Origin of the sequence: Aeromonas sp. R5-4, assembly GCF_040908215.1 — a bacterium.
Taxonomy (GTDB): domain Bacteria; phylum Pseudomonadota; class Gammaproteobacteria; order Enterobacterales; family Aeromonadaceae; genus Aeromonas; species Aeromonas veronii.
Window position 1 is genome coordinate 83,069 of the sequence record NZ_JBFODG010000022.1, and the last position, 20,734, is coordinate 103,802.

Annotated in this window: 21 protein-coding genes; 9 read left to right on the forward strand and 12 right to left on the reverse strand. The window is 59.6% G+C overall.

Translation table 11 applies throughout. The features are described from left to right. Positions 1-198 precede the first annotated feature (198 nt). Positions 199-699 (forward strand): 2TM domain-containing protein, encoded by a 501-nt coding sequence (locus AB5Y83_RS10905; RefSeq protein WP_107682676.1) that lies wholly within the window; start codon positions 199-201, stop codon positions 697-699. Positions 700-818: 119 nt separating this feature from the next. Here the strand turns inward: AB5Y83_RS10905 and AB5Y83_RS10910 are convergent, their stop codons facing one another. Genes AB5Y83_RS10910 through lptD form a run of 6 tightly spaced genes read right to left on the reverse strand, consistent with a single transcriptional unit; the run spans position 819 to position 7,604 of the window. After that, positions 819-1,640, reverse strand: coding sequence for a symmetrical bis(5'-nucleosyl)-tetraphosphatase (locus AB5Y83_RS10910; RefSeq protein WP_368175153.1), 822 nt, complete (start codon positions 1,638-1,640; stop codon positions 819-821). Between the two features lie 6 nt (positions 1,641-1,646). Next, the gene (apaG, locus tag AB5Y83_RS10915; RefSeq protein ID WP_368175154.1) at positions 1,647-2,009 is read right to left on the reverse strand and encodes a Co2+/Mg2+ efflux protein ApaG; all 363 of its coding nucleotides are present in this window, start codon (positions 2,007-2,009) and stop codon (positions 1,647-1,649) included. 4 nt (positions 2,010-2,013) lie between these two features. Then, positions 2,014-2,826, reverse strand: a complete 813-nt coding sequence (rsmA, locus tag AB5Y83_RS10920; protein ID WP_005339016.1) for a 16S rRNA (adenine(1518)-N(6)/adenine(1519)-N(6))-dimethyltransferase RsmA — start codon at positions 2,824-2,826, stop codon at positions 2,014-2,016. Continuing rightward, entirely contained in the window at positions 2,816-3,811 is a 996-nt protein-coding gene (gene pdxA / locus AB5Y83_RS10925) for a 4-hydroxythreonine-4-phosphate dehydrogenase PdxA (RefSeq protein ID WP_368175155.1), read from the reverse strand. Before pdxA ends, rsmA begins: the two co-directional genes overlap by 11 nt. After that, on the reverse strand, positions 3,811-5,109 hold the full coding sequence (surA, locus tag AB5Y83_RS10930; RefSeq protein WP_005349338.1) for a peptidylprolyl isomerase SurA: 1,299 nt from the start codon (positions 5,107-5,109) through the stop codon (positions 3,811-3,813). The genes pdxA and surA overlap by 1 nt, the downstream gene beginning before the upstream one ends. 26 nt (positions 5,110-5,135) lie before the next feature. Further along, on the reverse strand, positions 5,136-7,604 hold the full coding sequence (gene lptD, locus AB5Y83_RS10935) for an LPS assembly protein LptD (protein WP_368175156.1): 2,469 nt from the start codon (positions 7,602-7,604) through the stop codon (positions 5,136-5,138). A 174-nt stretch (positions 7,605-7,778) separates the two neighbouring features. Here lptD and AB5Y83_RS10940 point away from each other — a divergent pair, with 174 nt between their 5' ends. From AB5Y83_RS10940 to djlA, 3 genes are read left to right on the forward strand one after another with little or no spacing between them, the layout of a single operon-like run. Beyond that, complete coding sequence (locus AB5Y83_RS10940) at positions 7,779-8,789, forward strand: aminoglycoside phosphotransferase family protein (protein WP_368175157.1); 1,011 nt, start codon at positions 7,779-7,781, stop codon at positions 8,787-8,789. Next, on the forward strand, positions 8,786-9,454 hold the full coding sequence (gene murU, locus AB5Y83_RS10945; RefSeq protein WP_368172046.1) for an N-acetylmuramate alpha-1-phosphate uridylyltransferase MurU: 669 nt from the start codon (positions 8,786-8,788) through the stop codon (positions 9,452-9,454). The genes AB5Y83_RS10940 and murU overlap by 4 nt, the downstream gene beginning before the upstream one ends. Before the next feature lie 19 nt (positions 9,455-9,473). Next, a complete protein-coding gene (gene djlA, locus AB5Y83_RS10950) occupies positions 9,474-10,307 on the forward strand; it encodes a co-chaperone DjlA (protein ID WP_201911586.1) in 834 nt (277 codons plus the stop codon). Positions 10,308-10,389: 82 nt separating this feature from the next. Here the strand turns inward: djlA and AB5Y83_RS10955 are convergent, their stop codons facing one another. Continuing rightward, positions 10,390-11,841, reverse strand: coding sequence for an aminoacyl-histidine dipeptidase (locus AB5Y83_RS10955; RefSeq protein ID WP_124930147.1), 1,452 nt, complete (start codon positions 11,839-11,841; stop codon positions 10,390-10,392). Positions 11,842-12,788: 947 nt separating this feature from the next. Between AB5Y83_RS10955 and gpt the strand changes: the two genes are divergently transcribed. The 5 genes from gpt to AB5Y83_RS10980 all read left to right on the forward strand — a co-directional run bounded on the left by gpt (position 12,789) and on the right by AB5Y83_RS10980 (position 17,723). After that, a complete protein-coding gene (gene gpt / locus AB5Y83_RS10960) occupies positions 12,789-13,256 on the forward strand; it encodes a xanthine phosphoribosyltransferase (protein WP_005339007.1) in 468 nt (155 codons plus the stop codon). Positions 13,257-13,428: 172 nt separating this feature from the next. Then, complete coding sequence (gene frsA / locus AB5Y83_RS10965; RefSeq protein ID WP_368175158.1) at positions 13,429-14,697, forward strand: esterase FrsA; 1,269 nt, start codon at positions 13,429-13,431, stop codon at positions 14,695-14,697. A gap of 62 nt (positions 14,698-14,759) precedes the next feature. Beyond that, positions 14,760-15,152 carry a sigma factor-binding protein Crl gene (gene crl, locus AB5Y83_RS10970; protein ID WP_005339003.1) on the forward strand — a complete coding sequence of 131 codons (393 nt, stop codon included), beginning with the start codon at positions 14,760-14,762 and terminating at the stop codon, positions 15,150-15,152. A gap of 179 nt (positions 15,153-15,331) precedes the next feature. Next, positions 15,332-16,435 carry a glutamate 5-kinase gene (proB, locus tag AB5Y83_RS10975; RefSeq protein ID WP_042080580.1) on the forward strand — a complete coding sequence of 368 codons (1,104 nt, stop codon included), beginning with the start codon at positions 15,332-15,334 and terminating at the stop codon, positions 16,433-16,435. A 34-nt stretch (positions 16,436-16,469) separates the two neighbouring features. After that, a complete protein-coding gene (locus AB5Y83_RS10980; protein ID WP_368175159.1) occupies positions 16,470-17,723 on the forward strand; it encodes a glutamate-5-semialdehyde dehydrogenase in 1,254 nt (417 codons plus the stop codon). A gap of 96 nt (positions 17,724-17,819) precedes the next feature. Here AB5Y83_RS10980 and AB5Y83_RS10985 read toward each other — a convergent pair whose 3' ends face one another. The 5 genes from AB5Y83_RS10985 to rsgA are packed head-to-tail and all read right to left on the reverse strand — an operon-like array spanning position 17,820 to position 20,654. Then, positions 17,820-18,209, reverse strand: a complete 390-nt coding sequence (locus AB5Y83_RS10985; RefSeq protein WP_120414855.1) for a hypothetical protein — start codon at positions 18,207-18,209, stop codon at positions 17,820-17,822. A gap of 2 nt (positions 18,210-18,211) precedes the next feature. Then, a complete protein-coding gene (locus AB5Y83_RS10990) occupies positions 18,212-18,463 on the reverse strand; it encodes a DUF2960 domain-containing protein (protein ID WP_005338984.1) in 252 nt (83 codons plus the stop codon). After that, a complete protein-coding gene (locus AB5Y83_RS10995) occupies positions 18,453-18,722 on the reverse strand; it encodes a VF530 family DNA-binding protein (RefSeq protein WP_005338981.1) in 270 nt (89 codons plus the stop codon). The genes AB5Y83_RS10990 and AB5Y83_RS10995 overlap by 11 nt, the downstream gene beginning before the upstream one ends. Further along, positions 18,719-19,591: an archaetidylserine decarboxylase gene (asd, locus tag AB5Y83_RS11000; protein ID WP_021231920.1), complete on the reverse strand. Its 873-nt coding sequence runs from the start codon at positions 19,589-19,591 to the stop codon at positions 18,719-18,721. Before asd ends, AB5Y83_RS10995 begins: the two co-directional genes overlap by 4 nt. A gap of 28 nt (positions 19,592-19,619) precedes the next feature. Next, positions 19,620-20,654 (reverse strand): small ribosomal subunit biogenesis GTPase RsgA, encoded by a 1,035-nt coding sequence (rsgA, locus tag AB5Y83_RS11005; protein WP_058059465.1) that lies wholly within the window; start codon positions 20,652-20,654, stop codon positions 19,620-19,622. Positions 20,655-20,734 lie beyond the last annotated feature (80 nt).

Consider the following 20,734-nt stretch of genomic DNA (forward strand, 5'->3'; position numbering starts at 1 on the left):
GAATTTTTGCTGCAGGATCCCGATGGTTATCTGTTACGGTTTGTGCAATATCTGGGGGAACGAGCGGCTGACTGACAAGATAAAAATCTTAACCATCTGATTTTAAAGGATTGTCAGATGTATGTCGGCCATCTGTCGTGTCACCTTTCGCGGCGTTAGCCCTATGCTGGCCCTGTCAATTACCACAAGGAGTTCGAGATGATCGTCAAGAAGTTGAGATTGCAACGGGGTTGGTCTCAGGATCAGTTGGCAACGTTGACTGGTTTGAGTGTCCGCACTATCCAGCGGATCGAGCAGGGGCAGCAACCCGGACTGGAATCTCTCAAGGCCCTGGCTGCCGTCTTTGAACTCGATGTGGCTCAACTGGATGGATCAGAGCAACAGGAGCGCGAGATGAGAGGAAGTGACACTATGGGGCAGGATGCGGTGCAGGTATCGGCAGAGGAGCGGGCGGCAATGCGCTATGTGGAGGAGCTCAAGGGCTTCTATCACCATGTCGCCAGCTACGTGGTGGTGATCTGCGGGCTGTTTGTCATCAACTACCTGAGCAATCCGGAGTACATCTGGGCCTGGTGGCCAACCCTGGGTTGGGGGCTGGGACTTGCCTCCCATGCTGTTCGGGTGTTTCAGCCCTTCAAGCTGTTTGGCCCCGAGTGGGAGCGGCGCCAAATCGAGAAGCGGCTGGGGCGCAAGTTGTAACCTTATTCGCAGGGAACCAGAGAACACAAAACAGCAAGCCCGGCAACCTGCCGGGCTTTGTTATTGGAGCGGGTTGTGGCCATCCGTGCGGCAGCGACCGCCAGATTGCTGCGTCCCCCCTAGCTGGCGTGAACCGGGCAGGGGGTGGCAATCAGGGCATCATCCTCGTAGCGCCACAGGGTCAGGCTGTTGCCCCAGACACAGCCGGTATCGAGTGCCTTGATATCGCTCTTGCCGGTGTTGCCCATCAGGGCCGCCCAGTGGCCGAACACCAGAATGGGGTCATCCACGTGATGCTCGCGCTGCTCGAACCAAGGGCGCAGGCCCGGGGTCGACTCCTTCGGCCCCTTCTTGCATTTGAAGTCGAGCCGGCCATCAAAGTAGCAGAAGCGCATCCGGGTGAAGGTGTTGATGATGTAGCGGTAGCGGTCGATCCCGACCAGATCATCTTTCCAGCCATCGGGCTGGTCGCCGTACATGTTGTGCAGCAGCCAGCTGTACTGGTCACCGCGCAGCAGGCTCTCTACCTCGCGGGCGCAGTTGCGCGCGGTGCGGACATTCCATGCGGGGGAGATCCCGGCATGCACCATCATGATGGGGAGATCCGGATGTTCGGCCAGTAGCGGGCGGTGGCGCAGCCACTCCAGCAGTTCATCCCGATCAGGGGCATCCATCAGGCTTTGCAGCTTGTCTTTCTTCTTGAGCGGTGCAACGCCATCTGCGACAGCCAGCAGGTGCAGGTCGTGGTTGCCGAGCACGCTGACGGCACGGTTGCCCAGCCCTTTGACAAAACGCAGGGTATTGAGGGAGTCCGGGCCGCGGGCGACCAGATCGCCGCAGAGCCAGAGCACGTCTTGGTCGGGATCGAACGCGGCAAGATCCAGCAGACGGCGCAAGTCGTCGTAACAGCCCTGGATGTCACCGACAAAACAGTTCGCCATGAAACCTCAGTTGATAATATTGGGGATGGCCAGCGTGAAGGGGGCGATAGGCGCCTCGAACTGCTGGCCAGAGCCATCTTGCAGGGTATAGCTCCCTTCCATCACCCCGAGCGGGGTCGCCAGCGGCACGCCGCTCTGGTAGCGGTAGGTCTCACCTTCGGCAATGACGGGTTGTTCTCCGACCACGCCCGGGCCTGCCATTTCCTGCATCTTGCCATTGGCATCGGTGATGAGCCAGCGCCGATGAAGCAGTTGCACCGGGCCGGGCCCCAGATTCTCAATCTCGATCAGATAGTGAAACTGGTAAGGGTCTTTGGAGCCCGCCACATACACGGGGTATGGGCGGATCTCGATGTGCGGGAGTGCCACAGGATCAGGCCTGTTGCTGATCCGCCAGCCAGTTGGCGATCATGACAAACTGCTCGAGGGAGAGATTCTCCGGGCGCAGGTTGCCATCGATACCAAGCTCGGTCAGCTGGGCGTCGGTGATGAAGTTGGAGAAGCTGTTGCGGATGGTCTTGCGACGCTGGCCAAAGCCCTCGGTACAGACGCGATTCAGACAACGGATATCTTTTGCAACTATGGTCGGATTCTTGTGCGGGATCAGGCGAACTACGGCAGAGTCCACTTTCGGCGCCGGTTTGAAGGCACCCGGGCCCACTTCCAGCACCGGCACCACCTGGCAGTAGTACTGGGTCATCACGCTCAGACGGCCATAAGCCTTGCTGCCCGGGCCGGCGGCCAGACGCAATACCACTTCCTTTTGCAGCATGAAGTGCATGTCTTCAACCCGGTCGGCAAACTCGCACAGGTGGAAGATGAGCGGGGTGGAGATGTTGTAGGGCAGGTTGCCGAAGATTCGCAGCGGCCCCTTGCCTTCACCCATCAGGGTGCCGAAGTCGAAACGCATGGCGTCCGCTTCGATGACGGTCAGCTTGTCTTTGAGGGTCGGGTGCTCGCGCAGGCGAGCTGCCAGGTCCCGGTCAAGCTCGACCACGGTCATTTTGTCCATCTGGGCGGCGACCGGCTCGGTCAGCGCGGCCAGACCCGGACCGATCTCCACCAGATTCTGACCCGGCTGCGGGTTGATGGCGGCGACGATTTGATCGATCACATACCGGTCGTGCAAGAAGTTCTGACCGAAACGCTTACGGGCCGTGTGGCCCATGTGCACCTTACTGCTCATATCTTTTTTTCTCTACCATCTTGATGGCGTGGTTAATCGCGGTGACAAGGCTGCCCGGATCGGCCAGGCCCTTGCCTGCCAGATCCAGCGCGGTGCCGTGATCCACCGAAGTGCGGATGAAGGGAAGCCCCAGGGTGATATTGACCGAACTGCCGAAGCCCTTGTATTTGAGCACGGGCAGCCCCTGGTCGTGGTACATGGCGAGTACCGCATCCGCATCCTTGAGGTATTTCTCCTGGAACAGGGTGTCGGCCGGCAACGGGCCGACCAGATCGATCCCTTCCTGACGCAGCGTGGCCAGGGCGGGTTCGATCACGTCAATCTCTTCACGTCCAAGATGGCCACCTTCCCCTGCATGGGGGTTGAGGCCGCAGACGTAAATACGGGGTTTGGCGATGCCAAACTTGGTGGCGAGATCCTCGTTGAGGATCCGGATCACCTTGCCGAGGCGATCCTCGGTGATGGCCATCGCTACATAGGCCAGCGGAATATGGGTAGTCGCCAGTGCGACCCGCAGCCCCTCGGTTGCCAGCATCATCACCACATCGGCGGTGTTGGATTGCTGGGCAAAGAACTCGGTGTGGCCACTGAACGAGACCCCGGCCTGGTTGATGATCCCCTTGTGCACCGGCCCGGTCACCACGGCGGAAAATTCGCCGCTCATGTTGCCATCACAGGCACGCTGCAGGGTTGCCAGCACATAGGCGCCATTGCCTTCGTTCAGCTCGCCCGGCACCACGGGGGCGCCGAGGGTGACCGGACAGACGGTCAGGGTGCCCGCCCGCTGCGGGTGGGCAGGGGCTGTTGCGTCATAGGGCTCAAGCTCGACAGAGAGCCCCAACTGGGCGGCACGCTCGCGCAGCAGCGCCGGATCGGCGATCGCCACCAACTGGTGGGGCCAATCCTGCTGGGCAATCTGCAGCACCAGATCCGGGCCGATCCCGGCCGGTTCGCCCGGGGTAACGGCAAGGCGACGGCAGCTCATCAGCTACCGGCTCCTTCGATCTGGATGTAGGCCTCGTCACGCAGCTCATCCAGCCACGCCTGGGACTCTTCCACGAAGCGACGGTTGTAGATCAGCTGGTAGGCGCGCTGCTCCTGAGCCTTGTCGGTCGCATCCTGGCTGCGGCGATCTTCCACCTGCACTATGTGCCAGCCATGGCTGGTACGGAACGGGGCACTGATCTGGCCCGGTTGCAGACGGTTGACCATGTCGCGGAACTCGGGGACATAGACGTTGGGATCAGACCAGCCCAGTTCGCCACCCTGCACCGCAGAGCCCGGATCTTCGGAGTACTTCTCTGCCATGCTGGCGAAGCTGGCCTTGCCGCTCTTGATGTCGTGCAGAATACCATCCAGCATCCCCTTGGCTTTCTCTTCGCTCAGGATAATGGATGGCTTGATCAGGATGTGACGTGCCTTCACCTCGGTCTGCATCACTTGCTGCTGACCCTTGGTGTCGAACACCTTGACGATGTGCAGGCCGGCGCCGGAGCGCAGCGGGCCGACGATGTCGCCCTTCTTGGCACCCTGTACTGCTTCCGCCATCAGGGTCGGCATCTCTTGCGGGCTCATCCAGCCCCAGTCGCCCCCTTCCAGCGCCTTGGGACCGTTACTCTCGGCAATGGCCAGTTTGCGGAAGTCGGCACCCTGCTTGAGGGCGGCCAGAATGCGCTCGATCTTGCTCTTGGCGGCATCCAGCTGGGCGGCAGTGGGGTTGTCCGGCAGGGCAATCTGGATATGGCCGACGTGGTATTCGTTCTGCTGTTGACCCTGTTTCTTCAGGATCTCCACCACCTGCTTCACCTCCTGCTCGGAGATGTTGATACGGCGGCGCACCTGGTTGCGGCGCACCTCGTTCATCAGGATCTCGCGGCGAACCTCTTCCCGATATTGGGCATAGGTCATCCCTTCACGGGCGAGCTGGGCCCGCAGCTGATCCAGGGTCATCTTGTTGTCGGCAGCGATGCCCTGAATAGCCTGTTCCAGCTGGGTGTCGCTGATCTTCAGCCCCTGGCGCTCCGCCAGTTGCAACTGCAGGCTCTCCTGGATCAGGCGATCCAGCGCCTGTTTGCGCAGGGTGGCATCGTCAGGCAGGGACTGGCCGCTCTCCTGAGCGGAGAGTTTTACCTTGTTGACCAGTGCGTCCTGTTGGCTGGACAGCACCACGTCCTTGTTGACCACGGCTAGAACCTTGTCCATCAGCTCGGGCGCAGCCAGTGCGGCCTGGCTCATGGCACCGAACATTCCCGCGGTCAGCAGGGCAATCAGGGTCTTTTTCATATCCATCTCTCAAGGCTGGGCCAGCATCATTGCTGGCCTTTCAGATTAAACGGGCGAACATAGGGCAACAGCTCGGTATCCAGGGTGACGCTGCGGCCACCGGTACCCACGCTGCCAAGTCCCTTCATTTCAAACTGCAGACCAATGACTTTTTCCGAAGTGGGCTTCAGGGTGACGTTGTCCGGCTGATTGTGCCACTCCAGGCTCATGTTGATGCTCCAGCAGCAGGAGTCGTATTTGACACCGATCTTGCGGTCAATGTTCACATCCTGCTTGATGTCACGGTAGTAACCGCCATACATCTGCCACTGATCGGCGATCGGCGCCATCATCACCAGACCTGCCTGGCTCAGATCTTCTGCCAGCGCCGTGTTGGTCGGATAGCGATAGTCCAGGTTGCCATCCTTGATGTAGCGGTAGTTGACCTGAGTGGTCAGCTTGCCGGTCCGGTACTCGACTGCACCGTTGCCAGCCGTAAATTCACCCTCGGAGGTATCGTACTGGGTCCCTGCGTGGGCAAACCACTCATCGGTGATCCGGGCATCCCCCTCGAACGAGAGCAGGGAGCGGGCGTTGGTGCTTTCCGGATTTGAAGGGTAGAGGCGCACCTTGGGTGGTGTCATTTCGAAGGCCTGGGCCACCGCCAGACGCAACCGTTCATCACCCACATTGTCATAGACCCGGCTGGTCAGGCCAACGGTGACCCGATTGGCATCGCTGATGCGGTCGAGACCGGCAAAGCGGCGGTCACTGAACAGGCTGTAGTAGTCCTGACGGGTGGTGGTGGAGTCGTAGATCCCGATCTCGTCCTGATTTTTGTAAGGGATATAGAGGTACTGGAACTCGGGTTCCAGGGTTTGGGTGCCCTTGCCATCATACCAGTCGAGCGGCCGATCGAAGTTGACGCCCCCCTTGAGCCGGAAGGACGGCAGAGTTCGGGTAATGGTGCCGTCTTTCAGTACTGATTCATTCCCTTGCATATACAACTGGGCATTGCGATCTAACGCAGTGTTACCGCTTAGGTTGGGGTGTTTATAAGTATCAGGTACCTCTTGGTTATAGGAGGTAAACATCAGTTTGTACTGGCTGGTCAGGTAGTAACCCGGTGCATCTACCAGAGGCACGGTCAGGGTGGGGGCCAGATGCAGACGAGTGGCGGTATAGCGCTCACCGGCCTGTTGGGCTGTGGCACTGCCGCTGTCATAGCCAAACTTGGTTAGTTCGCTGTTCCAGGCCAGATCGAACCACTTGCCTTGCTGATAGTAGTTGTAGTCAATACGCGGCAGCATCTCGTGGGGCAGTAGCACATACGGACTCAGGATCTGGTAGCGGCGCACCTCGGAGGTGAGGTTCCAGTTAGGCTGGTAGTAGCCAGCGGTAAAGGATTGTTGCAACTGGCTGTCGACCTGAGTGCCCACTTGCGGGCTGAAGTCGTTGAAGTAGTTGTAATCCTTGTCGCGCACCTGGGTGTAGTCGATACCAAAACGCAGGCTGCCATCCATCAGGGCGGAACCGTGGCGGACGTTCATCAGGTAGCGATGGCCATCGGACAGGCCAGCCAGACTCGGATTGCTCGGGCTGTACTGCTTGTCATCCGCCAGATTTTCAAAATAGAGGGTGCCGGTGTGGGCGGGGTCCGGCATATAGCGGAACTCCACCTGTTCCATCAGGCCGCGTTTATCCATAAAACGGGAGGTGATTGTGGCATCGTAGTTGGGAGCTATGTTCCAGTAGAAGGGCTGGGTGATATCCATGCCGTTGCTGGAGCTCTGCTTGTAACCCGGGTAGAGCAGACCGGTCTTCCGCTCATCCTTGATGGGGAAGTTGATATAGGGGAAGTAGAACACCGGGTAATCATAGAGCCAGAGGCTGGCATTCCAGGCTTCGCCGAACACCTCTTTCTGGTCGATGTCGATGCTGCCCGCCTTGAGGGTCCACACTTCCTGACCGGGGGGGCAGGTGGTGTACTGGGCCCCCTCCATGGTGATGTTCTGGTTGTTGTTGGTCATCACCACGCGCTTGGCAAAGCCGCGCACCGGTGAGCCATGCACCTGATACTTGCCCTCTTCCAGTTCGGAGTTCTTGGTATCCAGGTTGGATTTGAGGGTCTTGTCGCTGGTGACGGTCACCTGACCGTCGTTGTAATAGATGTTGCCGATGGCGATGACATCCCGGCTCTTCTGGTCGAGCTGGGCATAGTCGGAGTCAAACTTGCGAACACCCTGACGAACCTTGACGTCACCTTCATAGACGGCGGTGCCGCCCTGTTTGGCCTCGAGACGGTCAGCATCAACCTCGACCGGCTGTGCGTTGGCATCCTGATCCGATGCAGGCTTCTCTATCTTGGGAACATAGTCATAGCAGAGACTATCTAGAATGCCGGTGGCTGGCGGCGCTTCGAACGGGGCCGCCTGCACCATCATAGAGGTGAGTGCGGGGGCCAGGCTGATAGTCAGGGCGATGGGATAGCGGTACCCCAGTGTCCATTTTGTCATGTGAAAGACTCGTGCAATCCGTGATAGATACGGTTGATCCAAGGCATGCATTTTACGACAGGTTTCATCGAGTTGACATTGCATGTCATTGCTTTATGTTAGCCGGCAATGATAAAGCATTATTGCGGCCAGGGCTAACAGCCAAGTGCTGCTTTCCACCTTGGTCCTCTACTTATGCACGATCGCGATTCCCTGCTATTGCAGTGGGCACGCCGTATTTCCGGTGATGCCAATCTTCAGTTGACCCTCATTTCCGGTGATGCCAGCTTCCGCCGCTACTCTCGTGGTGGTGGTCTTGTGTGGGTGGATGCCAATCCGAAAACAGAAAAAAATCATGAGTTTGTTCGTAACGCTGCGGCCTTGCAGGCGCGTCAGCTGTTGGCGCCAGAGGTGAAGGCGGTGGACTACGAACAGGGGCTGCTGGCGGTCAGTGACCTGGGCGATACCCAGCTGATCAGCTGCCTGAACGAACACAATGTGCTGGCCTGGTATGGCAAGGCGATTGATTTGCTGCCCCGCCTGGGGGCGGTTGAACTGGCGCTTGAACCCTTCGATGCAGCTTTTATGGCGCGGGAGAACAGCATTTTCCCCGAGTGGCTGCTGGGTCATCATCTGCAACTGACCCTGAGCCATGAAGAGCAGCAACTGCTGGACGAGACCTTTGCCTGCCTCACCGCCTGCAATCTGGCCCAGCCGCAGGGGGTGATGCATAGAGATTTCCACAGTCGCAACCTGATGGTGTGTGGCGGGGATACTCCCGAGAGCAGCCGGCTGGCCATCATCGATTTTCAGGATATGGTCATCGGGCCGCTCACCTATGACCTGGTCTCCTTGCTTAAAGATTGCTACATACGCTGGCCTGACGAGGTGATCGATGAAGGTATGCGCCACGGCTTTGCCACCCTGCAACAGGCGGGTCTGCTTGGCGAGCTCGATTATGCCAGTTTCCGTCGTGATGCCGACCTGACCGGCATGCAGCGCCACCTCAAAGCGGCGGGGATCTTCACCCGGCTCTATCATCGCGACGGCAAGTCCGGCTATCTCAAGGATATTCCCCGCACCCTCGGCTACGTGGTGGATGTCTGTCGCACTCACGGTAGTGCCTATCCGGTATTGGCCCGTTTTGGTCAGTGGCTGGAGCAGGTGGTGTTGCCGGGGATCGCCAATGCTGGAGTTAAATCATGAAGGCGATGATCCTGGCCGCTGGCCGTGGCGAGCGAATGCGCCCGCTGACTGACCTGCTGCCCAAGCCGCTGCTGGCGGTGGGGGGCAAGCCGCTCATCGTTCATCACATCGAAAAACTCAAAGCCGCTGGCGTGACCGAGTTGGTCATCAACCACGCCTGGCTTGGCCACAAGCTGGTCGATAGCCTTGGTGATGGCAGTGCGCTTGGCGTGACCATCCACTGGTCAGCCGAGGAGAGTGCGCTGGAGACCGCGGGCGGCATTGTGCAGGCGCTGCCGCTGCTGGGCTCTGAAGCCTTTTTGGTGATCAACGGCGATACCTGGCTCGATCTCGATTATCACACTCTGGTCAGCCAGCCCCTTGGCGATGATTTGGCCCACCTCTGGCTGGTGCCCAATCCGCCCCAGCACCCGAACGGGGACTTTGCCCTGCAAGGGGGGCGAGTCATGGATACGCCAGCGTTTACCTTCAGCGGGGTCGGACTATATGATCCGGCGGCCTTTGCCGGTCTCGCGGGCGGCGCCCGCAAGCTGGCGCCCCTGCTCCGTGACTGGATGGCGCAAGGGCGGGTGGGCGGCAGCCTGCTCGCTGGCGAGTGGCGTGATATCGGCACGGTCGATCGACTGCGCGAGCTGGATGACCAGCTCCAGGCCCGCACTCATTAACTTCAAGAGGTCTTGAACCATGCGTATTTGGGGTAAGGTGCTGGGCGCCTTCTTCGGTTTTCTGCTCGGCAATATCATCGGTGCACTGATTGGCCTCTGGATCGGCCACCGTTTCGACCGTGGCATGGGGCTGCAGGGGGCGTTTCGTCGTGGTCCGAGTCAGGAGCAGCAAGCCGTCTTCTTCCATGCCACCTTCTCGGTGATGGGCCATATCGCCAAGTCAAGCGGCCAGGTGACCGAGCAGGAGATCCGGGTTGCCTCCAACCTGATGGATCGGATGCGGCTGGCGGGCGAACAGCGTGCCCGGGCGCAGGAGTCGTTTCGTCTCGGTAAGGAGGCCGACTTCCCGCTGCGCGAGACCCTGGCCGAGTTCCGCCGTGCCAGTCTGGGGCAGCGCGATATCCTGCGCTTCTTCCTCGAAGTGCAGTTGCAGGCGGCCTTTGCCGACGGGCAGGTGGAGGAGGGCGAGCGCGCCATTCTGCATACCATTGCCGACGAGCTGGGTTTCAGCCGCATCGAGTTGGCCCGCATTCTGGCGATGGCCGAAGCGCAGATGAACTTCTTCAATCAGGCCCATGGCCAGTATCAGGGGGGCCATTCCGGTGGTCAGCAGTATCGGCAGGCGGCACCCTCTGCGGATCGCCTCAAGAATGCCTACCAGTTGCTGGGGGTGAGCGAGAGCGACAGCGATCAGGATATCAAGCGCGCCTACCGCAAGGAGATGAGCAAGCATCACCCGGACAAGCTGGCCGCCAAAGGGTTGCCGCCGGAGATGATGGAGATGGCCAAGGAGAAGACCCAGGAGATCCAGCAAGCCTGGGAGTGGATCCGCGAGGCCCGCGGCATCCGGTAAGCGCCAACGTCAGGTTGGAACAGACAATAAAAAAGCCCCGCAGCAGTGCGGGGCTTTGTTTTGCCGTGTGGCGCAGGCCGGGTTATTTGGCCGGAATCGCTTCCAGCACGTGCACCAGCAGTTGCCAGAAACGCTCGACCGCCGGGATATGTACCTTCTCGTCAGGGGAGTGGGCACCGCGGATGGTCGGGCCGAAGGAGACCATGTCCCACTCCGGATAGGCGCTCTTGAACAGACCGCACTCGAGACCAGCGTGGATCACCATCACGTTGGGCATGGTGCCAAACAGGGTCTGGTAGCTGTTGCGTACCAGCGCCATGACGGGGGAGTCCACGTTCGGCGCCCAACCCGGGTAGGCACCGGTGAATTCGCAGCTGGCGCCTGCCAAGGTGAACAGGGAGCGGGTCATCTGCTCGATGCTCTCGCGGCCGGAGTCAATCAGGGAGCGGATCAGGCACTGGACGTACACTTCGCCATCCTGAGTCTTGATGACCCCCAGGTTGGTAGAGGTTTCGGTCACGCCGGGCATGGCATCGCTCATGCGCATCACACCGTTCGGGCAGGCCATCAGGGCATCCAGCAGGCGCTGCTGCAGGGAGACGCTCATCAGCTTGGCCGGTTTGGCGGCGCTGTTGACCAGCACGGTCAGGTTCGGCTCGGTGGCGGCCAGTTCGGTCTGGTAGATCCCGGTATAGCGGTCAACCAGCGCCTTGAACTCGTTTACGCTGGCAGCGGGCACCAGCAGGGTGGCACGGGCTTCGCGCGGGATGGCGTTGCGCAGAGTGCCGCCGTGGATCTCGGCCAGACGAACACCCAGCGGCTCGGCTGCTTTGAGCAGACGCACCAGCAGCTTGTTGGCGTTGCCACGACCGCGATGGATATCGCAACCGGAGTGACCGCCACGCAGCCCTTTGACCGCCAGTTCGAACGCTTCACCTTCAGCAGCATCAACCAGCTCGAGCGGGAAGCGGATATTGGCATCCACACCGCCAGCGCAGCCCATATAGACTTCGCCATCCTCTTCGGAGTCGGTGTTGAGCAGAATTTCGCCCTCCAGCCAGCCCGCTTCCAGACCGAATGCGCCGGTCATGCCGGTCTCTTCGTCGGTGGTCAGCAGCACTTCCAGCGGGCCGTGCTTGATGGTCTTGTCAGCCAGTACTGCCAGGCAACCGGCCATACCGATGCCGTTGTCGGCACCCAGGGTGGTGCCACGGGCAGTGACCCACTCGCCATCCACATAGGCATCGATGGGATCTGTCGCGAAGTCGTGTTTGGTGTCTGCGTTGGCCTGCGGCACCATGTCGATGTGGGCTTGCAGTACCACGGCTTTGCGGTTTTCCATCCCCGGGGTGGCCGGTTTCTTGATGATGATGTTGCCGACCTTGTCCTGCTTGACCGCCAGACCTTCCCCTTGAGCCCATTGGATGATCCAGGCGCTCAGTTTGGCTTCATGTTTGGAAGGGTGGGGGATGGAGCAGATCTGTTCGAAGAAATGCCAAATCAGTTTGGGAGAGAGAGAGCTAAGCTGTGCCACGTCGGGACTCCTTACCAGCACGGAATTAACAGGGCCCCATCAGCGGGCCGGGGAAGAGGATAACGATAATACAGTCAATCACACAAAAATGTGAGCAATCAGCGCAAATCGCAGGCAGCTTGTGCTGGCTGATGGCAACCAGGCAGTACGATCGTCAGGTTCGGACGACGCTGACCGATAGAAAAGAAAATGTGTGACCGATATCACAAAAATATTGAATTTAACGCACCGACTGGTAAATTAGCTCCCGTGGTTCGCCACCCGTCAGGATGACGATGAAAGCCTCCAGGGAACCGAAGCAAAGCAAGTGCGCCTCCATGGAACCGAGTGTTCGTTCAAGGATTTGAGCCCGCATTAAAGGTACGTAACTTGTTAAGCAATCAGGAGTTTCAATATGCCAGGCAGCAACTCAACCTATTGGTTTGCCCCCTCTTTGTATACCCAGGGTTTCAGCTACCCTAACCCCTTCGTCACTCGTCGCTAAGACGAGCTGCCCAACCAGGCAGAGGCGAGAAAGCAGCAGGTGCGTGAGGTAAATCCTCCCCCTGCTATTTTTTTATCTGCGATTTGCCGCACGGCCCATTTGGACTCGGCAGCAGGGACGGCAGGTTAGTCGTTTGGCGCTCGAGATGTGCCGAATGGAGAGGGGGATGCCGATTTTTCCTGTTTTTGGCATACGTTTGCCAGGCATTTTCTCTGCAAACGGTGCTATCATATCGGCCCAACAGCCTGTCCGCGGTTTGGACACATCATCTAACCGATCGCCGGATAAGCCCATCTTGCTTCCATTGTTATCAGATTTGCTGCCGAGGCTTAGCCCTGAGGCAGCCGAAGTGCAATCTGAATTCAGTCGGGCAAGGGCCGCCATTTACTGGCATCCGCAGGGATAATTGCGGATGTTGTTATTTTAAGTGATTGTTTTTAAATAACTATTCGAGATAGATAACATGCCGAAAAAGTTCTATGTGTCGTGGGACAACCTGCAACGTGAAGCTCGCCGTCTGGCTCGTCGTCAGCTGCCTGTCAGCCAGTGGAAAGGTATCATCGCGGTCAGCCGTGGTGGTCTGGTGCCCGCAGCCCTGATGGCCCGTGAACTTGGCATTCGTAATGTGGAAACCCTCTGCATCTCCAGCTATGACCATGACAGCCAGCGCGAGTTGGTGGTCGTGAAGGCTGCCACCACCGCCGGTGACGGCGAAGGCTGGCTGGTGGTGGAAGATCTGGTGGACACTGGCACTACCGCCAAGGCGATCCGCGAGCTCTACCCTAAAGCCAAGTTCATCGCGATCTTTGCCAAGCCGATGGGCGAAGCGCTGCTGGACGATTTCGAAGTGGCGATCCCGCAGGATACCTGGATTGAACAGCCGTGGGATATGGCACTGGAGTTCGCCACACCGATCTGCGACGAAAAGTAACAGGATCGGGATGTGACGCTCGCTGCGTCCATTGGTCGCAACCGGCAATAATGGTTTCACAGGGCTCCAATTTGGAGCCCTGTTTTTTTGTGTATCAATCTGTTGCAGGGTGGCTGATGGGCAGTAAAAGTGGTTAAGATGAGCTATTGCCTGATATGAATGGGACACTATCTTGGACTTGAACGAAGACCTAAACCTGACCGAACAGCTCTTTACCCGCGTCAAGAAGGTATTGGAAACATCCGAGATCTCCAACTCCAGTGCGGCTGATCTGGCGCAAGCCGAGTCAGACGAGATGTTTATCGACGGCTCCATGTCAAAGAGCTGGTATCGCCTGCTGCGCCGCCCCTCCTGGACCTGGCAGGGGGCTGATCCCATCGAAGTGGAGCAGACCCTGGCCCGCATCGCCATGGCGACCGGCGAGCGCACCCATGACTGCTATCTCGATACCATCAAGGGCTATGTGCCCGGCAACTGGATCTACGAATGGAGCCAGGTGGCTGGCAACTATTTCAAGCAGGGCCGCGAACTGCACGAGACGGGGGATACTTCTGGCGCCCTGAAGCAGCTGCTCAAGGCGGTGCGCTACTACTCCATCGCCAGCTATCCCCATCTCAAGGATGATGAGCTGGCGGATCAGGCCCAGCTGCTTGGCAACATGGCCTATCGCGAGGCGGGCCGCCTGTTCAAGGTGCCGCTCAAAGAAATCCAGGTGCCTTTTCGCGGCAAGCATATTCAGGGTTATCTCCACCTGCCGACGACCGAAAAACCGGTGCCGCTGGTGATCATCAGCGGCGGGATCGACTCCCTGCAGCTCGATTTCCTCAACTTCTATCTCAAACGGCTCGAGCCCAACGGTATCGGCATGCTCTCCCTCGATATGCCCGGGGTCGGCTATGCCGAGCATTGGCCGCTGGTGCAGGATACCAGCCGTCTCCATCAGGCGGTGCTCCATTACCTCTCCGAAGTGGCCTGGGTCGATCATCAGCGTATCGCCATGGTGGGGATGCGTCTGGCGGGCAATATCGCAGCCAGACTGGCCTTTATCGAACCCTTTAAGCTGCGCACCGTGGTTTGTGTCGGCGCCGGGGTCAATCAGGTGTTTACCAATCAGGAGCAGTTTGCCAAGTGCCCGCGCATGATGCGGGACAGTCTGGCCAACCGGTTGGGGGCGGATGCGGCGCAGTGGGATGGCATGCGTACCAAGTGCCAGGTATTTTCACTTAAAACACAAGGATTACTGGGGACTCGCACCTCAGTGCCGATATTGAGTATTGGACACAAGCGAGATTTTATTTGTCCCGAGCAGGATGTACGGGCATTGGCGGCGGCCAGTCGTAACGGCAAGGCCATCGTATTCGACAAACAGCCTTTGCTGGAGGTGTATGACAAGGCACTGGACGAAATCGTCGAGTGGCTGAAACAGCATTTGTGTACCTGACATTGCGCTAAAGAACTGACGCCATCCCGAGGTGGCGCGGCTTGTTTAACAGGGAGGTTAACATGTCTGAAAGAGTGACCTACAAGCGACTGCTGAGGCAGTTTGCTGCCATTGGCCCCTATTTGCGCGAAGATCTCTGCGAAGAGGGGCGTTATCGTTTCGACTGCCTGTCGGTCTGTGTCAGCGCCAAGCCGGCGCCGGACAAACGGGAGTTCTGGGGCTGGTGGCTGGTGCTGGAGCAGGACGATCACCATTTCCGTTACCACTATCAGCTCGGTTTCTACAATGCTGATGGTGAGTGGCTGGACAAGCCGATCCCCAAGAAGCACCAGGTCGAAGTGGAGCGGACTCTCAACCGTTTCTACAAGCTCATCAGCGACAAACTGACGGCACTGGAGTGCCAGTTAGCGCCAGCGGATCAGGTCACCAATGAGTTGACCGTGACCGCCGCTTGATCCCTGATGCCCGGCGAGCAGCATCCCGCTGTTTGCCGGGCCATCAGTCAGCTATCTTCCCTTCCGACCGCAATCATCCGGGCTTTGCCCCATCTCCTCACCCCTGCGTTAATTGCCTTGCAGGCCTCCATAGCCGTGGGTATAAAGATATTCCTTACTTTTTTAGCCTTTATGCTCCCATGGAAAACAGAACCATAGTCGTCAAGTTGGGCACCAGCGTGCTCACAGGGGGGTCTTCCCAGCTCAATCGTGCCCATATGGTCGAGCTGGTCAGACAGTGTGCGGCCTTGCACCGTCACGGCCACAGGGTCGTGGTCGTCACATCAGGGGCTATCGCCGCCGGGCGTGAACATCTGGGTCACCCGCCACTGGCGCCAACCCTGCCCAACAAGCAGATGCTGGCGGCGGTTGGTCAGACCCAGCTTATTCGGGTATGGCAGGATCTGTTCAACCTCTACGGTCTGCATATCGGCCAGATGCTGCTGACCCGCGCCGATCTGGAAGATCGGGAGCGCTACCTCAACGCCCGCGATACCATGCGCACCCTGCTTGATCACCGCATTATTCCGGTCATCAACGAAAACGACGCGGTGGCGACCGCCGAGATCAAGGTGGGCGACAACGACAACCTCTCCGCACGGGCCGCCATTCTGGCGGATGCGGATCTGCTGATCCTGCTGACCGACCAGAAGGGGCTCTTTACCGCCGATCCGCGCACCAATCCCGACGCCCAGCTCATTGAAGAGGTACAGACCATCGACGATACCCTGCGCTCGCTGGCGGGTGACAGTGTCAGCGGCCTCGGCACCGGCGGCATGGCTACCAAGCTGCAGGCCGCCGATGTGGCGCGCCGCGCCGGCGTCAACGTGGTGATCGCGACCGGCCAGATGCCGGAGGTGATCGGCCGTCTCGCCAAGGGCGAGCGGATTGGCACCCTGTTCCCGGCGCTGGCGTCCCCGCTGGAAGGGCGCAAGAGCTGGATCCTGGCAGGCCCGCCCCCTCACGGCGAAGTACATGTGGATCAGGGGGCTGTCGCCGCCATGAAGGATAAAGGCTCCAGCCTGCTGCCCAAGGGGATTGTCGCCGTCAAGGGTGACTTTATTCGAGGCGATGTGGTGCGAATTCTTGATCCCAAGGGCGCCGAGCTGGCGCGCGGTATCTGCCGTTACGACCATCTGGAGCTGGAGAAGTTGCGTGGCGTCCACTCGGATCAGATTGAGCAGGTACTGGGCTATGGATATGGTTCAGTAGCCATCCATCGAGACGATATGGTGCTGCTCTAATCAGGGCGGCACGGCATGAACAAAGGGAAATGAGATGAGTCTGGAGAAAATGGGGCTGGCGGCCCGTGAAGCCGCCTATCAGCTGGCTACCATCAGCACGGCGCAGAAGAATCGGGCGCTGGCCGCCATCGCCGACGAGTTGGAGGCGCGCAGTGAGCAGATCCTCGCCGCCAACGCGAAAGATATCGCCGCCGGCCGTGAGGCAGGCTTGTCAGAGGCGATGCTGGATCGCCTGCTGCTCAATCCGGCCCGGCTGGCCGGTATCGTGGCAGATGTGCGCAAGGTGATCACGCTGGACGATCCGGTCGGCGCCGAAATGGATAGCCGGGTGCTGGAGAATGGCCTGCGGCTCTCCCGTCGTCGGGTGCCCATCGGGGTTATCGGCGTCATCTACGAGGCGCGCCCCAACGTCACCATCGATATCGCCAGCCTCTGCCTCAAGACCGGCAACGCCAGCATATTGCGTGGCGGGCGCGAGACCTTCCACTCCAATCTGGAGCTGGTGCGGGTGATCCAGCATGCCTTGGCGGCCTCCGGTCTGCCCGAGGCGGCGGTGCAGTACATCGACAACCCGGATCGGGCGCTGGTCGGCGAGCTGCTGCGCCTCGACCGCTATGTGGACATGATCATCCCCCGTGGCGGTGCCGGCCTGCACAAGATGTGCAAGGAGAACAGCTCCATCCCGGTCATCATCGGCGGGTTCGGTATCAGCCATATTTTCGTCGACGAGAGTGCCGATCTGGTGCGCTCTCTGGCGGTCATCGACAACGCCAAGGTGCAACGCCCCTCCGCCTGCAATGCCCTCGATACTCTGCTGGTACACGAGAAAGTCGCTTCGGCTTTCCTGCCGCAGCTGGTGACGCTGATGAACGAGCGCAAGGTGACGCTGGTGGCCGCGCCCAACGCCATGACGCAGTTGGCGGGTGCCGATAACCTGTGCGAGGCGGGGCCGGAGGATTTCGATACCGAGTGGCTCGGGCTGACCCTGGGGGTCAAGTTGGTGGCGGATGTGAACGAGGCGCTGGCCCATATGCGCGAACACAACGCCGGCCACTCCGATGCCATCCTGACCAACGATCTGGCCAACGCCGAGCGTTTCGTCAACGGGGCCGGTTCGGCGGCTGTCTATGTCAACGCCTCCACCCGTTTCACCGATGGTGGCCAGTTTGGTCTGGGCGCCGAAGTGGCGGTCTCGACCCAGATGCTGCATGCCCGTGGCCCCATGGGGCTCACCGAGCTCACCAGCTACAAGTGGGTAGGGCAGGCCGATTACCTCAGCCGTGCCTGATAACAGGCTGTTGCAAAAACAAAAATGCCGACCACAGGGTCGGCATTTTTTTCGCTGGCATCGCGCCGATACCACGCCGTGCGCTATTCCTCGGGGTTATTCCCCGTGATAGAGCGCCTTGTCACCTGATTTGAGCACATAACCCTTCCAGATGAAGAGGGTGTAGCCGCTACCCTGCCACGACCAGTTGCCCTCTGCACCTTGACGGGTCAGCGCAAGCAGCTCGCCGCTTGGTAGATGCAGTTCGGCCTGCGTCTGATCGGCATTAAACAGCACGAAGGCGCTGCTGGTCTGGCTGGCATCGGTTGGATTGAGCCGGATACCCTCTTCAAACAGGCGCACACATTTGCCTGTCAGTGCTGACCACTGATAGCCCGCACTGCCGATACAGCCGTGGCTGTCGCGATCGCTGCCAACCAGATGTTGTTCCGGTGTACTGCATGCCGCCAGCAGCAGAGAGGCGGCCATCAGGGTCAAGGTGCGCATGGTTACTCCTGAAGATCCCGTTCGATGACGATGTTGGAGAATCCCAACTCTTTGAAGTAGTTCTCCTGGTAATCCTTCACGCTTTTCTTGTCACGGCGACAAACCTGAGCCAGCTGGGCCTCCATAGCGTGAAAACTGGTGAGATCCAGCCCTTCGGCAGCGGCGATGGCGTCGTAGATGCTGCGGAACTTGTCGTTCGCGTAGCCGATCTCTTTGGCCTGTTTTTTATAGGTGTACGTAATCTTAAAGGCCATCTTGCCCTTCCTTCTTCGATTTGGCTTGCTTGCGCTGGACGTAGAGGTAGAGGCTTTCGACCTTCTCCCGAGCCCAGGGGGTCTTGCGCAAGAACTTCAGGCTGGACTTGATGCTGGGATTATCGGTGAAGCAGCGGATATTGATCTGCTGCCCCAGCTCTTCCCAGCCGTAGTATTCGACCAGCGCGGTGACGATGGCTTCCAGTGTCAGCCCGTGCAGCGGGTTGTTCTTCTGCGAGGCGTTCGGTTGCTCGCTCATGCCTGCTCCGCCAGCTTGGCAAAGGGCTGACCCATGCGGGTAGTGACCCCGTTGGCCAGATGGGGTTCGAAACCGGCCAGCATGCCCGGGCCAAACAGGCAGACCACGGTGCTGCCCAGCTTGAACAGGCCCATCTCGGCGCCTTTTTGCAGGGTAATGGCCTCGTCGCCGCTGTAGTCCCAGCGCACCACCTTCTTCTCTTTGGTCGGCGCAATATTGCCGGCCCAGATGGTCTCGATGCTGGCCACGATAGTGGCACCGACCAGCACCAGCGCCATCGGGCCGTGCGGGGTGCGGAAGGTGGCCACCACACGCTCGTTGCGGGCAAACAGGTTAGGCACGTTCTCGGCGGTGAGCGGGTTGACGGAGAAGAGATCCCCCGGCACGAACACCATGCTCTCCAGCACGCCGTCCAGCGGCATGTGGATGCGGTGGTAATCCTTGGGCGCCAGATAGATGGTGGCGAAGTCGCCATCCTTGAATGGCGCAACCAGATCCTCATAGCCGCCCAGCAGCTCGCGAGCGCTGTAGTCGTGGCCCTTGGCCTGAATGATGCGACCCTGCTGGATCGGGCCGAGCTGGCTGACGGTGCCATCCACCGGCAGGGCCAGAGTCATGGCATCTTCTACCACGGGACGGATACCGGGCTTGAGCTCGCGGGTGAAGAACTCGTTGAAGCTCTTGTAGTGGGCCGGGCTCTCGTGCAGCGCCTCGCTCATGTCGACCTTGTACTGCTTGATAAAAGCCTCGATCACCTTGGTGGTGATGTTGCCCGCTTCGGCGGCGGCAAACTTGCCGATCAGACGGGAGAGGGCGTGCTTGGGCAGACAGTATTGACCGGCAATTTTCAGGTTGTCAGTAATGCTCATGTTCATCATCAACGTAGGTTTATTAGGGTCACAGGCGCGCTTGCTGGCGACCGTGACGGGCTTCCTGCATGGTTTCCAGGATGCGGTGATAGTTGTGGAAGCGATCGGCGCTGATGGCGCCCGCGTCGACTGCGGCGCGCAGGGCACAGCCGGGATCGTCCTTGTGGGTACAGTCGCGGAACTTGCAGCCACCCAGGTAGTCGCGAAACTCGACGAAGCACCAGGTGATGCGGTCGGCCTCCAGATGCCAGAGGGCGAACTCGCGGATCCCGGGGGAGTCGATGAGATCGCCGCCGCTCGGGAAGTGGTAGAGCCGCGCCGTGGTGGTGGTGTGCTGGCCGAGCCCCGAGTTTTCGGAGATCTCGCCGGTCAGTACATCCAGCCCCGGCATCAGGGCGTTGGTGAGCGATGACTTGCCCACCCCGGACTGGCCGACGAAGATGCTGATCTTGTCGGTCAGTGCGGCTTTCAGCTCATCCAGCCCTTCGCCGCTCTCGCAGCTCACCAGCAGCACCTCGTAATCGAGTTTGCGGTAGGTTTCGAGCTGGCTCTCGATGCGCGCTCTGGCGGTATCATCGAGCATGTCGACCTTGTTCAGCACGATGAGGGGGCGGATCTCCACATCCTCGGCGGCCACCAGATAGCGGTCGACGATGTTGGTGGAGAACTCGGGCATCACCGCCGAGACGATGATGATCTGGTCGATGTTGGCGGCGATGGGTTTGACCCCGTCGTAGAAGTCCGGCCGGGTCAGTACCGAGTGGCGCGGATGCACCGCCTCGATGACGCCCGCTGTCGCGGCATTGAGGCCGGGACGCCACACCACCTTGTCGCCGCACACCAGACTGCTGATGCTGCTGCGCCGCAGGTTGCTGCGGTGGATGGTGCCATCGACCGCTTCCACGTCTGCGTGCTGACCGAAACGGCTGATCACCACCCCTTCGATGGCGGGGCCAAACAGGGTGTCATCCACCACTGTGGTGTGATCTTTTTGCAGCCGCCGTTCGCGGTTGGCCTGGACGCGCCTTTGTTGACCCAGATTGAGTTTTGCTTTCTTTGCCACTCGATTCGCCAGTTTATGAACAGATCCAAAGCCAGTATGATACATGCAAATTGGCAAAATTCCGCCATTCCTCCCAATAG

What these genes read in the sequence shown, in the direction of transcription:
- lptD (WP_368175156.1), bottom strand. Translation starts at nt 7,604, where the DNA reads ATGACAAAATGGACACTGGGGTACCGCTATCCCATCGCCCTGACTATC.
- rsmA (WP_005339016.1), bottom strand. Translation starts at nt 2,826, where the DNA reads ATGAGCAGTAAGGTGCACATGGGCCACACGGCCCGTAAGCGTTTCGGT.
- AB5Y83_RS10990 (WP_005338984.1), bottom strand. Translation starts at nt 18,463, where the DNA reads ATGGCCTTTAAGATTACGTACACCTATAAAAAACAGGCCAAAGAGATC.
- djlA (WP_201911586.1), top strand. Translation starts at nt 9,474, where the DNA reads ATGCGTATTTGGGGTAAGGTGCTGGGCGCCTTCTTCGGTTTTCTGCTC.
- AB5Y83_RS10910 (WP_368175153.1), bottom strand. Translation starts at nt 1,640, where the DNA reads ATGGCGAACTGTTTTGTCGGTGACATCCAGGGCTGTTACGACGACTTG.
- AB5Y83_RS10905 (WP_107682676.1), top strand. Translation starts at nt 199, where the DNA reads ATGATCGTCAAGAAGTTGAGATTGCAACGGGGTTGGTCTCAGGATCAG.
- gpt (WP_005339007.1), top strand. Translation starts at nt 12,789, where the DNA reads ATGCCGAAAAAGTTCTATGTGTCGTGGGACAACCTGCAACGTGAAGCT.
- crl (WP_005339003.1), top strand. Translation starts at nt 14,760, where the DNA reads ATGTCTGAAAGAGTGACCTACAAGCGACTGCTGAGGCAGTTTGCTGCC.
- murU (WP_368172046.1), top strand. Translation starts at nt 8,786, where the DNA reads ATGAAGGCGATGATCCTGGCCGCTGGCCGTGGCGAGCGAATGCGCCCG.
- asd (WP_021231920.1), bottom strand. Translation starts at nt 19,591, where the DNA reads ATGAGCATTACTGACAACCTGAAAATTGCCGGTCAATACTGTCTGCCC.
- AB5Y83_RS10995 (WP_005338981.1), bottom strand. Translation starts at nt 18,722, where the DNA reads ATGAGCGAGCAACCGAACGCCTCGCAGAAGAACAACCCGCTGCACGGG.
- pdxA (WP_368175155.1), bottom strand. Translation starts at nt 3,811, where the DNA reads ATGAGCTGCCGTCGCCTTGCCGTTACCCCGGGCGAACCGGCCGGGATC.
- AB5Y83_RS10985 (WP_120414855.1), bottom strand. Translation starts at nt 18,209, where the DNA reads ATGCGCACCTTGACCCTGATGGCCGCCTCTCTGCTGCTGGCGGCATGC.
- surA (WP_005349338.1), bottom strand. Translation starts at nt 5,109, where the DNA reads ATGAAAAAGACCCTGATTGCCCTGCTGACCGCGGGAATGTTCGGTGCC.
- AB5Y83_RS10940 (WP_368175157.1), top strand. Translation starts at nt 7,779, where the DNA reads ATGCACGATCGCGATTCCCTGCTATTGCAGTGGGCACGCCGTATTTCC.
- proB (WP_042080580.1), top strand. Translation starts at nt 15,332, where the DNA reads ATGGAAAACAGAACCATAGTCGTCAAGTTGGGCACCAGCGTGCTCACA.
- AB5Y83_RS10980 (WP_368175159.1), top strand. Translation starts at nt 16,470, where the DNA reads ATGAGTCTGGAGAAAATGGGGCTGGCGGCCCGTGAAGCCGCCTATCAG.